This window comes from Rathayibacter sp. SW19 (genome assembly GCF_030866825.1).
In the GTDB taxonomy this organism is placed as follows: Bacteria; Actinomycetota; Actinomycetes; order Actinomycetales; family Microbacteriaceae; genus Rathayibacter_A; species Rathayibacter_A soli.
Window position 1 is genome coordinate 3,669,672 of sequence record NZ_CP133020.1, and the last position, 15,609, is coordinate 3,685,280.

The following is a 15,609-nucleotide window of genomic DNA, read 5'->3' on the forward strand; positions in this document are numbered from 1 at the left end:
CCTCATGCTGCATAACCTGGCCGGTGTGTTTGCTGCTACATGTGTCTTCCCTGAGTAGGGAAATCGGCGAATCGCATGTACCTTCGGCCCGACCGCTGTGGCCACTGCTCAGCAACGGTGCAATGCATGACGCGAAGTTGTCTCAGCCAAGAAGCCCCTCGCGAATCCCAAGGACTATCTGCGTTTTGGCGGCTATCTGGCAGACGGTGGTAAGGAAGCAATGCGCGAGCTTCTCGTCGTCCAGAACCGCCTGATGCCGTGTTCGTAGCCAACGATCTCATAAGCATCAGCGCCATCTAGCTTGCGGAAAGGCAGTCGCTTCCACCAGCCCTCGGGATCGCTGTCTTCGGCGAGCTGCCAACTGCGGCACTAGCGCCAAACGGAATCATTGCGGTCAGTTTGACGGCACACCGCTTACGCACCGCAGCCGCAAATCTCTGCTCGAGGGCATCTACGGCGACCGACATTCACAACGCACCATCCTGCAGCCCAATGGACAGCAAACTCAGTGCCAGCCGAGCGCCATAAGCGCAATTTCGCTCCGTCGGATGCCATGCCCTGGCTGGCCGCAGGCTTTGCATGCCCCCGACGATGCCGACATACTTGAAACCAATTGCACGAGTGACAGTTGACGATAACGGGTGGGCATCCGGACAGCTCGAGCCAGGTTCGATGACTGGTTGATCTGTGATCAACGCTTTCCCGTCAGCTCGCAAACGCAACGTCGACACCTGGCCAAGTGCAGAATCACGACGGAGGACACGGCATGAGCAGCTATACCATCCCGCAGGTCATCAAACGTCCGCAGAGGGTGCCAAACACTGTCTATACCGTCGCGAGCGGTGACTTGCGACCAGCTGCCAACGTGCAATGCTGGCCGGTGCAAGCCCAACTCGAGGCGGATTTCACCCGTGCGCTGGAGTCGCTGGGCTGGAAGACACAGCGCGGTCACGCGGTGGACGATGTGAAAGGGCACGGCTTCATCGACAGCCAGCGCTCCGGCATAGAGGTGTTCAAGAATATTCCTGCGGATGCTCCACTGGTCGTCGTCGAGGCCGTCTGGCAGTACAGCCACCATGTGCTTGCTGGCCTGCGGACCCATCGGGGACCGATCCTCGTCGTCGCCAACTGGGCGGGCGGCTTTCCCGGCCTGGTCGGCCTGCTGAACCTCACTGCTAGCCTGACCAAAGCCGGGGTGGCGCACTCGTCGCTGTGGAGCAAGGACTTCACCGACCAATGGGCCAAGGACAAGCTGGCGGAATGGCTCGAGACCGGCAGCATCCGCCACGACATCAGCCATGTGCGCGACCTCCCGCAGCTCGATCCGACCGATCCAGAAGTCGAGCTCGGCGTCGCGCTCGCAAGTCAGTTGAAAGACGGGAAGGCCATCATCGGCATCTTCGACGAGGGCTGTATGGGCATGTACAACGCGATCATCGACGACGAGTTCTTGAACGCACTCGGCATCTACAAAGAGCGACTGTCGCAGAGCGCCCTGGTCTGCGAGATGGCCAAGGTCACGGATCTGGAATCCGACGCGGTGAAAGCGTGGCTCGACGAGGCCGGCCTCGTCTTCCACTTCGGTACCAACGACGCCACCGAGCTGACGCCGGCCCAGGTGAGCACCCAGTTGAAGATGTACATTGCCGCTTTGAGAATTTCCGATGATTTTGGACTCGACGCCGTGGGCATCCAGTACCAGCAAGGCCTCAAGGACACTGTGCCCGCCAGCGACCTAGTGGAGGGCTTACTGAACAACGTGCAGCGCCCTCCTGTTTTCAGTCGGGACGGCTCTCGCGAGCTCTACGCGGGCGTCGCTGTACCCAACTTCAACGAGGTCGACGAAGGTGTGGCCGTTGACGCTCTGGTGACGAACCGCATCTGGACCGCGATGGGCCTCGATCCGGCCACCACGCTGCACGACATCCGTTGGGGAGAGGAGTATGACGGCGAGTTCGTCTGGGTCTTTGAGATCTCGGGCTCGGTGCCCGCCAACCACAACGGCGGTTACGACAAGAGCTATAGCATGCGGCAGAACCCGATGTTCTTCCCGATGGGCGGCGGCACTCTGAGCGGATGCTCGAAACCGGGTGAGATCGTCTGGTCCCGGGTGTTCCTGATGGATGGCGAACTGCACGTGGATCTCGGGCGCGGACACGTTGCTGATCTGCCTGCCGAGGAAACTCGGCGACGTCTGAACGCGACCAACCCGGAGTGGCCAATCATGCATGCGGTGCTGCACGGCGTCTCTCGCGACCAGTTGATGGCCAGGCACAAGGCCAATCATGTGCAGGTTGTGTACGCGCCGGATGCTGAAGTCGCTGACAAAGCGCTGAGGGTGAAGGCGGCCTTCTTCCATGAGCTCGGAGTTAAGGTGCATCTAGCAGGCGAGGTCACAATCTAGTTGGCAGGCGATCTCGAACGCGATCAGACGTTGCACAATGGCCCGAAGCGGAGTTCGGAGCATAAGCACCGCACCGAGGCTCGCAGCAACTCCCGCTATAGATGCCACTGTGGCCCCAAGCCGCGGGGTACATGGCCGAAGGATGGCGAATAGCGCGGCGACGACCAGGGCAATCAGGACTGGCATCCAGACCGAAACTCCCGACGCGAGATTGGACATGAGAGCTAAGACGACCATGCCTCCGACAGTCAGAAGAACTGGGTTGGTGCCCGAACGCGCAGCTCGCTATGGATAGATGAGCGACGAACAATGATCGCCAGAGGTACACGAAGATCCCGCCACCCGTAACTCAAGTGCGACCACCGCGGCCGCGCGCATGAAGCTGAGAAACTGGACCCTCAAGATCCTGCTGAGGGTGTGGCGGGCTGACCGTCCCGGCCCAGCAGCTTGATGGAAGCCCGCACTGAAGGCCTTCGGAGGCTGAATCAGCATGCCAAAAGGCGATCCCGTCGTCGATCTGTCAGACCCCCAAGTGGCCGCGATCGACATCAGGGGTGTGCGGGTTGTGGATTGTGTCTTCGCCCGTTCGGGAAGCCACAATGGTGTGGTGACGGCTCAGTTCTGCCAGCCTCTGCACGTCGAGGCGCGAGTGGTCGATGTGTGTTCGCATTCGTTCACGAGCTTGGTCAGGATCGTGGGCCAAGACGGCCTCGTAGATCGCACGGTGGTGGGGCAGTGCAAGTAGTGGCTCCGCAGGCGGTGAAAACACGTGTGCACGATATTCTCGCAGGCTTGGAATGAATGTCTCGTAGAACACTCGAAGGCCGCGATTCCTGCTTGCAGCGAGGAGCATGCCATGGAAATCTTCATCCGCCTTAACCTTCGCGTCAACACTATCGCCTGACAGTATTGCCTCAAAGCTCTCGACGCTCGTGCGCAGTTGGGCGAGTTCATCATCCGTCACGCGTTGCGCAGCGAGTTCGGCGATGTACGGTTCGACTGCCGCGCGCATCTCGACAAGCTCGGTGATCTCGAAGGCATTACTGAGGAACCAGTTCTGGAAGCGAGCCCGATCCGCAATCGACTTGTCGGCGACGAACGCACCGCGGCCATGTCGAATCTCTATGTATCCTTCAGTCTTTAAGACGGCGAGTACCTCTCGCGCGGTCTGCCGACTGACTCCGAATTCCTCAATGATTTGGAGCTCAGTAGGCATCTGCTGACCGACCTCGAGAGCACGCGCACGGTCCCTTAGGACCGGAAGCATCTCGTCGACGACGCTCAGCCGGCTTGGTCTGGTCATAAGCAACGCACCTCCGCTTAATCGTAGTGCCCGCACTGCCATAGCATGCAGCAAAGCGTGGCCAGCGCACGCTTGCCGCTTAGCATTGACGGGAGCGGTGCTAGTCCGAAAGCACCCCTCCGCGAACACCTAACGGGCCGTGACCGCCTCAAGGAAGCCAGCGGTCTGTAGAGCATCGCGAATTTGGGCCTTGCGCGTTGTGTTAGGCGCAAGAATCGGACTACGCGATATGCCATTGTCGCGGCCGAGCAATGAAAGCGCGTATTTTGCGTTCGCAGTCATGCACGAACCTTCGAGGCTGCGCCACACCGGCAGGAGGCGACGGTGCAGCGCGAGAGCACGGTCGTGATCACGCTCCTGCACAGCGGTAAAAAGCTCGATGGTTTCCCGAGGGAAGACCGCGGTCATGCAAGTAACCGCTCCATCGACCCCCAGCACGAATGTCGGGTAGAGCAGGTCGTCAATACCAGTGGTGATCGGGACCTTGTCGTGTAACGCAGCCATCATGTCAGCAACCTTGTGCATGTCACCACCGCTCTGCTTCACGCCCAGCACCCACGGCGCGTCATCGATGATGCTGTTCATAGCGTGGACATCGATGTCAACCCAGGGGATGACGTTGTAGATGAGGATGGGAAGTTCAACCGCATCCCCGACCCGAGTGAAGTGTTGCACAAGACCGCTGACCGACGGAACCCAAAGGTAGTGGGGGGGCGTTACCTGCAATGACGAGACTCCGGCATTCCGTGCGGCCTCGCCCTTACGTATTGCTTCCACTGTCGTGTCAGCGATGACACCCCCGATCACCTTTACGCGACCTGCCGCCTGGTCGACCACAGCCTTGTTCAGCCGAAACGTCTCTTCTTCCGATAGGCCCTGCCCTTCGCCGGTGCTGCCTCCGACGCAGATCGAATGGACACCTGTCGAAATGAGGAAGTCCGCCTCGGCTCGGATTCGGTCCTCGTCGAGCTCCTCCGTGTCGGGATGAAACGCTGTGACCATGGGCGGGATGATTCCCGAGAGGTCAAGTTGCTCTCCGTTGTGTGACTTCGAGAAGGTGTGTGGCATTTTTAGATCCCTTAAGGCCGGCGGACGTCCGTTGACGGACGTCTGTTAGTCTGTCAGTTAACGCCGCAACATGCAATGCAGCCCAGCTGCTGGTAACGCTCATTTTCAGGCACCGCCCATGATGACGCTCGGCGGTGGGCTCACCGCCAACGAGACGAGAAGTATTGACAGCAACCGAGAGGAGGGCATTATGCCTCAACTGTTTATGCCTGGTGGCCACGATGGCGTATTTGCGGCATTGCAAGGGTTTACGCGTGCTCATGCGAAAGATGTATGCCTTGCCACCGATCCGGTCTACCTGACGGCGAGGCGGCATCACCCCGGCAGGGTGGTGGCACTCGTGTCCGGAGGGGGTTCAGGACACGAGCCATTGCACAGCGGGTTTCTTGGGCCCGGACTTCTCGATGCTGTTGCACCAGGGCAAGTTTTCGCATCACCGCATAACCGCCAGGTATTCGAAGCCAGCCGTGCTGTCGCCCTCCCTGGTGGCGTACTGCACATCGTGAAAAACTACACAGGTGATCGAATCAATTTCGGTATCGCCGAGGAACGGTTACGGGCGGAAGGCATCCACGTTGGGCGAGTTCTCGTCGATGATGATGTTGCCACCGAATCCACGCTCACCGCGACGGGCAGGCGCGGCACAGCCGCGACGGTACTGGTGGAGAAGATCGTCGGCGCCGCCGCCGATCTCGGGTGGACACTCGGCGAATTGGAGCGTCTCGGTAACAGAGTGAGTGCTCAGAGTCGAAGCATCGCTGTCGCGAGCGAGTCCCTCACGTCAGTTCATACGAGCACGCGGCTTTTCGACCTGCCCGCCGGCGAAATCGAGTACGGAGTCGGAATCCACGGCGAGAGGGCCTCTTCGTCGATCTCTTTCACGGGATTGAATGAGTTGATCTCACGGATGCTGGATGACATCCTCTGCTCCCTTGGGGATGTTGGTACGCGCGGAATGATCTTCCTCGTGAATGGCCTCGGTTCTGCGACACCGCTTGAGCTATATGCGGTACTAAACATTGCACTCAATCAGCTCGCGGAACGTGGCATCGAGGTTGCCGCCTGCCTTGCTAGAACCCTGGTGTCGGCCCTAGACATGCACGGATTCTCATTGACTCTGCTCGACGTTGCTGAAGATAGCTGGCTTGACCTCTGGTATGCGAACGCCGCCGCCCCAGGATGGATTGGAGGACGCTGATGACTACCCTCGACTTGACTCTTCGCGATGCGTTCAACGCGTATAAGGACTTGGTTGACGAAACCGAGCCACTGCTGACCGCATTGGACGAACACTCTGGTGATGGAGATTTCGGAGCCAACCTCCGCGGCGGCCTCACCCTCACATCTGCTCGCGTCGAGAACATCGACGGGCGGCAGATCTGGGGGGTTCTCGCCGGAGTGTTCCTAGACGAGGTCGGGGGCACAAGCGGTCCGCTGTTCGGACTGCTTTTCCAACAGTTGCACGATGCCATGACTGCGGCGGATTCGATATCGTCAGTCCTACGCGATGGCGGCAGACGTGGACTCGAGGCGGTGAAGCGGGTCGGGGAAGCGCAGGTGGGTGACCGCACGCTCATTGATGCCCTCGAGCCCGGCGTCGCCGCGTTGGCGGCCAGCGATGATCTGGGAGCCGCTGTAGGTGTCGCAGTTAGCGCCGCATTGTCCACTCGTGACCTTGTCGCACGTCGCGGGCGCGCAAGTTACGTTGGTCGACGTGCCGTTGGCTATCCCGATCCCGGCGCAGTTGGAATTGCGCTCCTTTTCATCGCGTTCGGGCGAGCTGCGGGCGCAGACGTGCGGTCCGCGCTTGATCACCTGTTGGGCATGTCCAATCCCGCGGCTTTGAGCGACAACGAGGTGATCTCGGAACTTGAGGGGGAGGGCGTCGAGGAGGTCTTGGCCGCGGCATATGACGCGCAGGTTCCACTTGCCGGCCTGACTCTGCGCGAACGGGCCCATCTGCTGGATGTGCTAGCAGATGCTCTCGAAGCAAATTCCGATGAACTCGTCGAGATCGCCGTTGAAGAAACGCACTTGATCGCCGGACGACTCTTCAATGAAGTGGCCCGCACCAGCTTCCAACTACGCCTCTTCGCAGATCTTGTTCGCAGCGGAGAATTCCTCGATGTCCGCCTTGATTCTGCGGATCCGACGTGGCCGGTTGCGCCACGGCCAGACCTTCGACGCTCTAATCGCCCAATTGGTCCAGTTCTCGTCTTCGCAGCGAGTAATTTCCCTTTTGCATTCTCCGTCCTGGGTGGTGATACCGCCTCAGCTCTTGCGGCTGGCAACCCTGTGGTGGTCAAGGCTCATCCAGGCCACATGCATCTGTCCCGGCGAACCATGCAGTTCGCGGTCATGGCGCTCTCAAGAGAGAGTGCACCCGCGGGCACACTCTCTCTTATTGAGGGGAAAGACAACGGCGTGAGTGCACTGGCGGATCGGCGTATCAAAGCCGCCGCGTTCACGGGGTCAATCCGAGGCGGGAGAGCGCTGTTCACGGTGGCGCAGGCCCGTCCAGACCCGATTCCCTTCTTCGGCGAGCTCGGGAGCAACAACCCTGTCTTCGTGACGGCGTCCGCCGATGCCGACGGCGCCCACGAGATCGCCGACGGCTTCGTGCGCTCCTTCACCCAGAGCGCCGGCCAGCTTTGCACCAAGCCAGGGACCCTATTCGTTCCTGCCGGCTCTGAGGTCATCGCCGCGCTCCGACAGCACGCCCTGCCAGCACCCGCGGAACTGCTCAACGAGAGCATACGCGCGGGCTTCAGGGACCGACTACGCGGACTGCGAAGTGCGCCGCATGTCAATACTCTGCGCTCCGACGGTGACCCATACGCCGAAAGCCCAGCCCCAATCATTTTGCACGCTCGCGGTGAAGACGTACTTGCGAGACCGTCGCTGTACCTCGACGAATGCTTCGGTCCCGCCGCGCTTGTCGTTGAGTACGACTCCGCAGAGCAAATGGTGCAACTTGCGGAAGCGTACGAAGGGCAGCTCACCGCGACGATCTTCGGAACAGATACCGACTCCCCTACCCACCTTGTCAATGCACTGGCAGCGCGTGCAGGACGACTCCTGTGGCGCCAATGGCCCACCGGCGTCTCCGTGACTGGGGCGCAACAGCACGGTGGTCCCTACCCGGCCAGCACGGCACCGCAGACGACGTCCGTCGGCACCGGGGCGATCACCCGTTTTCTTCGTCCTGTGGCATTGCAGGGGTTTCCGCAACGCCTCCTCCCGTCCGAACTGAAGACTCCCGACTGACAGAGTATCTGCACCGTTGAGCGCCGGTGATTATTGCAGTTAGGCGCCACCGGATCGACTCGTTGAGCGCCACCGGATATTCGCACTGAGCGCCACTTCTAGGAGCACGATCGAAGGCTGGCCAGCGGAAGCCCTCGAACCGCGCTGATCGCGCACGCCTCGGCGTCGGGACTCGCCCACGTGGCACGAAATCGACGGCAAGGGCAGGCAACGCCTGCCCGCGGCAGTTCCTCACGATCCTCCTAAAGGCACCGCGCGTCGCGGTCGTCGACTCACGTCACTGTCGATCGCCGTCCACGACGCCCACGCGGGAAACTGTCCACGGCGTCCGGGAGGGGTGGCGCTCAACCCTGCGAACGGGATCGTCACAAGTGGCGCTCACTCGCAATACTCCTGGCGCTCAAAACATCGAATATTCATAATGAGGAGGTGTGCAGCCACGGGGTTCGTCCACAGCCATCACGGAAACTTCCTCGAGGCGTTGTCGGGTAATCGAATAGGATCCGTCTGCCCTCAGCGACGATCGCCGCCTTGGCGATGTCCCGCGACACGGTCAGACCCTCGGCGACACGGGTGACGGTCAGGAGATCGCAGGCGATGCCTTCCAACCACCACCGCGGGACAGTTTCCAGCGTGGTCGCGCTGCGGCCGACGTGTCATGCCACCAGACCGGTCCGCGGCCGCACGTTTGTAGCGGTGCACCCGCACTGCGAGTGTTTTCGGCCACCTCCAAGCGGATCTGTGCGAGGCGACGGATCACCGTGTCTCGCGGCACGCCGGACATCCGCGGGCGCGGCGTCCGCCATCCGGCTCGATCACCCTGTACCCCCACTCAGCCCGATTCGGTCGAGACGATATCCGGTTACCGGAAGGTCGAGCTGGTCGGGCAGCCACGAGGTGGATTGGGTCACGACGACCATGTAAGGAAGAGCGAGTGGTGCATTGTGTATCCAAGCTCTCTCGCGAGGCCCTCACATCAGGGCACCGAGGCACCAGATCCGCTACACCGTCGCTCGTGGAGCCACGTCCCCTCATCCCAAGAACGAGAGAATGTCCATTATCTGCGCTCTTTGCATGTCCATTCCCGTAACGATTTCACAGCCCGAGCCGGCCGCTGATTTCAGTAATTGCGTTGGATTCGGCGACGTAACGACATCGGCCACAGCAGCGTGCCGCGGTAGCATTTCCGACTCCACTGGAATTCCTGGATTGATGGGTGACCCAACACTCGTCGCATTTATCAGGATGTCGGCATTCGTCACGTCGCTCATAGTCCCGACCATAGTTGAAACCGCTGGATCGAATGCCTTGAGTTCCTCAACTAGTTTTACCGCCCGTAATTCCGACCGGTTGACGATGCTGATAGCCGCTGGCGATTCTCCAGCTAAGGCAAATGAGATGGACCTGCCAACCGCTCCCGCGCCTAATACCACGATCCGTGCCCCCCGCAGCGGAATCCCACGCACCAGAAGGCACCGTACCATCGCGGTGCCATCCAATTGGTCGCCAACCAAATTGCCGTCAGACGTGCGCCGCACGACGTTCACGTTGCCCGCCACTGCGGCGCGGCGCGTAAAACTGTCAATCAACGACAGAACCGGCACCTTATACGGCATGGTCACGATGAACCCCGCGAGATTATTCCAGCCGCGAGCGGTTCTCAACAGATTGTCCAAGCCATCATCCGCAATCTCCACCGGAATAAAAGCCACATCAACCTCAAGACGAGCCGCTACGGCATTCATCGTCGCGGGTGCCTGCGCAGCGTGCAATGGGTATCCAACAATTCCGCAGATGCGAGTCATTCCAGTAATTTCCATGATTTCCCGCTTTCCACGCAACCGTCAAGCTGCCATCGTCGGCTCGCGCTCGTCGCGTTTAGGACATTCGGTTGTGTCGATTTCTCGATTAAGCTGCCACGGCCTGAACATCAGATTGATACCCGACTCTGACGGCCCTCCGTGGGATGCGCAGATACCAGGGGCGACACCTCGGTCTCCGCCACAATCACCCGTGGTTGATGGTGAGGTGACTGCCCACCTTCGCAGTTTTATCGAGACCCACTGGCAGATCTGACTCTGCCCGTCGATCCACGTAATGTCAGCTCTGCCTTTAGTACTTCGTCTGGCATCTCTCCACTCTCGCCTCCGATTCTCAACAGAAGGCGCTCACCCACTCGCGTACCGATGTCATAGGCCGGTTGCGCGAGAACGCTCAGCGGCGGGTCCATCATGTTGAACAAGTCCATGTCGTCAAATCCGATCAACGACACATCATCAGGAATGCGCATGCGCATGGCTCTTGCAGCCTGCACGGCTCCGACCGTGAACAGGTTGTTGTAGGCGAAAACACCAGTGGGTCGCGGCGAACCGGACAGCGCGTCCATCATCGTCCGAACCCCACCAATAACACCCAGCGATTCGTCGATCGCAAAACCCTGCACTTGGACACCTGTCTCCAAGCAGGCTCCGAAGAAGCCGTCCCGACGTTCCGAAGCAGTGGTCCCTCCGCCAGCGCCAGCAAGAACTGCTAGGTTCGTGTGGCCGAGTGAAACCAAATGCATTGCCGCACGAAAACCCGCGTCATAGTTGTCGATGCCGATCGCCGATATGAGTGATCCCGCTCTCCGCGCCACTCTGCTGTCGAAGAGCACGACTGGGACTCCGTGTTCCGCCATTCTCTCGAGGCGTTCCTCGCCCTCACTGCCCACGGACAGTGCTACACCGTCCACCAACCTTGTCATAAAGCGTGAGATCAGTCGCTGTTCTCTATCTTCATCGAAATCGGAACTGCAAACCAGAACCAGGTATCCGCCAGATCCCACCACATCTTCGATGCCCCGAACCACTTGCGAATAGAAAGGGTTCGTAATATCTCGTACAAGCACCCCAATCAGGCCCGTCCGACCCGTTGATAGGCTCTTTGCTACTGCATTTCGCACATAGCCCAACTCAGTGACCACAGAGCCGACTCGATCTGCCAGTTCAGCGCTGACGTGCGCGGTGTTGTCTAGCACCCTCGCTACCGTTGCCGTAGAAACTCCGGCTGCTTTCGCAACGTCGCGTAGGCTTGTCAAGTGTCAGCACCCTCGACGCGGAGACCCGATTCTGAGTCGAACCAATGCACATCGGCACGCTCAAACCCAATCACGACGTCGTCCCCGCTGAAGACCGCGAGTTGCGAACCGGACGTAGTTATTAGTTCCTCTCCCTGCACACGCAATCGATACACCCACGAGTTCCCCTGGTTCTCGACAACAAAGACGCGCCCGGTTAATCGCACCTCGCCAAATGCATCGTCGGGTCGAAGAGTGAGTCGCTCTGGCCGGACCCCCATTAAAAGGCGCTCAGCCGGAATCCCGGTCTCTCGCTCCTTATCCCGGAACATATCCTCGAGATCAGCCCCGCCGCCCAACTGGGAGTACCCAGCTATGTTCATGGGAGGGCTGCCCACAAACTTAGCGACGAAAACATTGCGCGGCTTCTCGTACACCTCGTGGGGCGAGCCTACCTGCTGGATCTCACCCCTATTCAACACGACGACCCTCGTCGCCATAGTCATTGCTTCCACCTGATCGTGTGTCACATACACGAAGGTGCGGCCCACCCGTTTATGTAACGCGCTGATCTCCACCCTCATCTGCTGTCTCAACTTCGCATCTAAGTTCGACAGCGGTTCGTCGAGGAGAAAGAGTGATGGATTGCGAACGAGAGAGCGTGCCAGTGCGACCCGCTGCCGCTGACCGCCCGACAACTCCTTTGGCTTGCTGTCGAGCAGGTTCAAAATTTCGAGAGAATCAGCAACCTTCCGTACGCTGTCTCCCACCGAACCATGGCTTACAGCGCGCTTCAGTATACGGCGGTTCAAAATAGGGACCCACATCAGATTCCGCCACCGTTCCAACGCAAGAGGCAGGCCAATATTCTCGCGAACGGTGAAATGCGGGTACAAGGCATACGTCTGAAACACGAACGCCATGTTGCGTCTGCGAGGGTCCAGACCAGTGATATCCCGCCCTCCCAGCACAACCGCACCGAATGATGGTTCGGCCAGTCCAGCAATAATCCGCAGCAGGGTCGACTTTCCGCAACCCGAGGGGCCCAACAGAACGAGAAACTCAGCGTCTTGCACCTCCAGGGAGATGTGCTCCAAAACATTGCGTCCCCCAAAGGACTTTCCTATATCACGCAGCTCAAGCACCAAAACTCCGCCAATCCACTAGCCCTTGACCGCCCCTGCGGCCATCCCAGACACGATGCTCCGTTGGGCAAGTAAGAAAAACACGACCGCCGGCAACGCGAACACCAACGCCGCTGCCATCACAAGTTCTATCGGGGTGATGAACTGCCCTTGGAACGAAGCCAATCCGATAGACGCCGGCCACAGACTCGCATTCGATATGAATGTATTGGCGAATAAGAACTCATTCCACCCCGCGAAGAAGCTGATCACCGCGGCAGCAGCGATACTAGGCTTGACGAGAGGCAGGACGACAAGGCTCAAGATGCCCATCCGCGGGCAACCGTCAATCCGGGCAGATTCTTCAATCTCAATCGGAACATCATCGATGGCAGCTTTGAGGATGAAAGCCGCAACGGGCATCACAAATGCCGTATTCGCAAGCACCAATCCGCCGAGGTTATTCAGTAGACCGAGCGTCGTGAAGATCGCATACAGGGGCACCACCAGCAATGCCTCGGGCAGCATCTGCGTCGAAAAGAGCAGGAATCCGACGATTCCCTTGCCATAAAACTTGAACCGACTTAGTGCATAACCGGCGAGCACCCCCAACGCGAGGCTCAGGACGGTTGTGCCGGCGGCAATCCAGAACGAATTCCCAAGCCACACACCCACCGGCACTTTAGCGAATGCCGCAGGAATGTCTCCGATGCGCTCTAAGTGAAGCCAAAGGGACTGCCCACTCTTATACAGCTCGTTGGTGGAACTTAGTGCGGTATTTAGCATCCAATAAATCGGAAACCCCGCGAACCCAACGAGCAGCACTAACAGTAGTATGCGAACTGCACGCGCAATTGCGTTCATCCTGCTACCGATCCTTCCGCATCTGCCACCATTGAACTAGAAAGTATGCTCCCGTGACGATTAGGGACAGCAATAACCCAAGCCCGCCGATTGCTGCCGCTCTACCCAGCTGCTGATTTTGAAACGCTGTCCGGTAAATGTTTACCACCAGCGTGTTCGTGCTATCCAACGGTCCACCACCGGTCAAGAGGAATATGATCTCAAATCGACGGATGGACCAAATCGTCATCAACAACGACATGATTTGGATGACCGGCAGAATGTGTGGAAGCGTCACCGCCCTAAACGACTGAAATCGATTCGCGCCATCGAGCCATGTCGCCTCACGAAGCTCCAGCGGGACGCTCTGCAACGCAGCCAATACCACGAGCATCACGATGGGAAACACGACCCAGACGGTCGCGATGAGAACAGATACCAGCGCGATGCTTGGGTCAATAACCCAGCCGTGGCGGCCCAGTCCTAGCGCACCGCTGATGCGGTTGAGGATTCCCCCCTCGTTGTAATACATCCAAGAGAAGATCAAGGCTGTCGCGACCGTGGGAACAGCATAAGGAATTGCGACGATTCCCCTAACAACCGTGATTCCTTTGAATTTCGAATCGAGTAGGATCGCCGCCGCAGTTCCGAGGCCCACCGCGAAAACAACTGTCACTACGGTGTATATGAGCGTAATGCCTACGGAACTCCAAAACTGATCGCTCCTCAGAAGATTTTCATAGTTGCGTAAACCGATTCCCTCGCCACCCGAGGGATTGACGAGATCCGTCTCCGTAAAACTCAGCCGTAGGCCATCCATCAGCGGGATTAGCGTAAAAATGATCAAGTACACGACCGAAGGCCCGATAAAGACATACGGGGCTGCCGCGCGGAGCCATCTCCCGGATGAACCGCGCGACGGCGTCACGGCGGGCATTTCTGTACCTGCAAGGCGCGAGGCGGAGCGGACATCGTTCAAGAGAATCTCACATTCATCTCGTGGCAGGTGCCACAGTGCTTCAGCACGCACGCGCCCGATGGCGCTGGCTATCCCAGCGCCATCGAACCACGCAAGTGCAGACTATTCAGACAGCTGTGCTTGGGTCAGCCAAACTGATTTACAACTTGGTTCTGCACCCCGGTGAGGGCAGCCTTGACGTCTCCGCCGTTTGTCACCAGGCCTTGAACTGCCGTCAGGAACACGTTGTAGATGGCACGACTGTTCTTTGCGTACCCCGCGACGACGCTGTCCGTCGAATGCTTCCCAAGTTCCATGAACTCCGTCGCGAACGGGTTTGCCTTCACGAAGGCTGGCTCGAGTGGCACATCCGTCGCCAACGTAGTGTCAGTCAGTGCAGTTCGAAGCCCCTTTTGAGCTTTTTCGCTCAATACATATCGGACGAAGTCCTTAGCTTCGCTGACATGACTGCTGTACTTGTTGACCGCCAGAATGATCGCGGTATGACCGCCCGGATGCGGGAAGGGCAACGGCGCTACTCCCAGATTCATCCCATTGATCAAATTCTTCGGATCTTGGGTAAGGGTCGAGGCGACGCCAGCGTTTTCAATCACGAATCCGACTTGATTTAGCGCGAACGCCTGACGCAAAGTAGACGAACTGTCCCCTACCGGCACCGCACCAGAGCGGAACAGGTCAACATACGCTTTGATCGCCGCGATGTTTTTTGGAGAGTTGATTGTGAGTTTGCCATTCTGGCTCAGCGCACCACCGAAGCCTGAAATCCAGTTGTTGATCTCAAGAGTCCAGCCATCGAGTTCGTTGATGTTGGAGCGGTTCGCGTAACCCCAGATTCCTAGCTTTTCGTGCACTTCTTTGGCCGCCGCAACCAGTTCCGGATACGTGGTGGGAATTGAGATTCCAGCCTTCGCCATGAGATCCTTGTTGTACATCAGCGCATAGTCGGACTGCTCCCACGCGAGGCCGTAATACTTGCCTTTGATCTTTCCGAAATCGTTCGTGTGGTTGAGGGTACCCTTGTACTCCTTGGCGATGTCGTCGAGTGGGACCAACAAGCCTGCGTCCGCGAACGTCGAGAACTGGCTGTCTTGGAGGACGAAGACGTCAGGTCCACCTTTAGCGCCGACCTCAGTTGCGATCTTGTCAGCATAATTTGCATAGGGAATGCCGACACGTTGGACCGTGATGTTGTTTTGGGGACCGTGATAGTCCTTCAGGGCATTCCATATGGCATCACCCTTTCCAGGCTCTTCAAATTCCCAGGCGGAGAATGCGAGGTTCACGGGTCCACTGTCTGCCTTAGAACTGGAACTGGATGCGCTGTTCCCTCCACTCCCAGCGCTACATCCCGCGCCAACCATTGCCAAGGATACAGCGAGCGCGGTCAGGCCAACCAACCGGCCATATCGCCTACGTTCCATTGTCCAAGCTCCCTTGCTCGTTTCGCGTAAAATCCGCGCAGTTCGACAACTGCGTTGGCCACCGACGGCTACTGGTTGATGTTTAGTGCAATCCATGTCACCGGTGACATTGCCACTGTATGGGGCGCGCATCTCTCATGTCAAC

General features: G+C 58.8%; 11 protein-coding genes. 3 read left to right on the plus strand and 8 right to left on the minus strand.

The annotated features are described in order from the left end of the window. The first annotated feature begins 766 nt into the window (after positions 1-766). On the plus strand, positions 767-2,404 hold the full coding sequence (locus QU604_RS17175) for a fucose isomerase (RefSeq protein ID WP_308465829.1): 1,638 nt from the start codon (positions 767-769) through the stop codon (positions 2,402-2,404). Positions 2,405-2,924: 520 nt separating this feature from the next. Here the strand turns inward: QU604_RS17175 and QU604_RS17180 are convergent. Beyond that, entirely contained in the window at positions 2,925-3,707 is a 783-nt protein-coding gene (locus tag QU604_RS17180; protein ID WP_308465830.1) for a FadR/GntR family transcriptional regulator, read from the minus strand. Between the two features lie 129 nt (positions 3,708-3,836). Continuing rightward, positions 3,837-4,775, minus strand: a complete 939-nt coding sequence (locus QU604_RS17185; protein WP_308465831.1) for a dihydrodipicolinate synthase family protein — start codon at positions 4,773-4,775, stop codon at positions 3,837-3,839. A 118-nt stretch (positions 4,776-4,893) separates the two neighbouring features. On the opposite strand from QU604_RS17185, the gene QU604_RS17190 reads away from it, so the two are divergent. Both QU604_RS17190 and QU604_RS17195 read left to right on the plus strand, forming a co-directional pair. Beyond that, positions 4,894-5,973, plus strand: coding sequence for a dihydroxyacetone kinase subunit DhaK (locus QU604_RS17190; RefSeq protein WP_308465832.1), 1,080 nt, complete (start codon positions 4,894-4,896; stop codon positions 5,971-5,973). Then, positions 5,973-8,042: an aldehyde dehydrogenase family protein gene (locus tag QU604_RS17195; protein ID WP_308465833.1), complete on the plus strand. Its 2,070-nt coding sequence runs from the start codon at positions 5,973-5,975 to the stop codon at positions 8,040-8,042. The genes QU604_RS17190 and QU604_RS17195 overlap by 1 nt, the downstream gene beginning before the upstream one ends. 1,031 nt (positions 8,043-9,073) lie before the next feature. Here QU604_RS17195 and QU604_RS17200 read toward each other — a convergent pair. The 6 genes from QU604_RS17200 to QU604_RS17225 form a co-directional block, all read right to left on the minus strand. Then, positions 9,074-9,862: a shikimate dehydrogenase family protein gene (locus QU604_RS17200; RefSeq protein WP_308465834.1), complete on the minus strand. Its 789-nt coding sequence runs from the start codon at positions 9,860-9,862 to the stop codon at positions 9,074-9,076. Positions 9,863-10,092: 230 nt separating this feature from the next. Next, positions 10,093-11,118 carry a LacI family DNA-binding transcriptional regulator gene (locus QU604_RS17205; protein WP_308465835.1) on the minus strand — a complete coding sequence of 342 codons (1,026 nt, stop codon included), beginning with the start codon at positions 11,116-11,118 and terminating at the stop codon, positions 10,093-10,095. After that, positions 11,115-12,242, minus strand: coding sequence for an ABC transporter ATP-binding protein (locus tag QU604_RS17210; protein ID WP_308465836.1), 1,128 nt, complete (start codon positions 12,240-12,242; stop codon positions 11,115-11,117). The genes QU604_RS17205 and QU604_RS17210 overlap by 4 nt, the downstream gene beginning before the upstream one ends. 18 nt (positions 12,243-12,260) lie before the next feature. Next, the gene (locus tag QU604_RS17215) at positions 12,261-13,085 is read right to left on the minus strand and encodes a carbohydrate ABC transporter permease (RefSeq protein WP_308465837.1); all 825 of its coding nucleotides are present in this window, start codon (positions 13,083-13,085) and stop codon (positions 12,261-12,263) included. 4 nt (positions 13,086-13,089) lie between these two features. Then, the gene (locus QU604_RS17220) at positions 13,090-14,043 is read right to left on the minus strand and encodes a carbohydrate ABC transporter permease (protein WP_308465838.1); all 954 of its coding nucleotides are present in this window, start codon (positions 14,041-14,043) and stop codon (positions 13,090-13,092) included. A gap of 125 nt (positions 14,044-14,168) precedes the next feature. Then, positions 14,169-15,326 (minus strand): ABC transporter substrate-binding protein, encoded by a 1,158-nt coding sequence (locus tag QU604_RS17225; RefSeq protein WP_308465839.1) that lies wholly within the window; start codon positions 15,324-15,326, stop codon positions 14,169-14,171. Positions 15,327-15,609 lie beyond the last annotated feature (283 nt).

Bases quoted from the DNA above. Each gene is read 5' to 3' on its own strand.
- QU604_RS17200 (WP_308465834.1), bottom strand. From the start codon at position 9,862: ATGGAAATTACTGGAATGACTCGCATCTGCGGAATTGTTGGATACCCA.
- QU604_RS17195 (WP_308465833.1), top strand. From the start codon at position 5,973: ATGACTACCCTCGACTTGACTCTTCGCGATGCGTTCAACGCGTATAAG.
- QU604_RS17215 (WP_308465837.1), bottom strand. From the start codon at position 13,085: ATGAACGCAATTGCGCGTGCAGTTCGCATACTACTGTTAGTGCTGCTC.
- QU604_RS17185 (WP_308465831.1), bottom strand. From the start codon at position 4,775: ATGCCACACACCTTCTCGAAGTCACACAACGGAGAGCAACTTGACCTC.
- QU604_RS17175 (WP_308465829.1), top strand. From the start codon at position 767: ATGAGCAGCTATACCATCCCGCAGGTCATCAAACGTCCGCAGAGGGTG.
- QU604_RS17180 (WP_308465830.1), bottom strand. From the start codon at position 3,707: ATGACCAGACCAAGCCGGCTGAGCGTCGTCGACGAGATGCTTCCGGTC.
- QU604_RS17190 (WP_308465832.1), top strand. From the start codon at position 4,894: ATGATGACGCTCGGCGGTGGGCTCACCGCCAACGAGACGAGAAGTATT.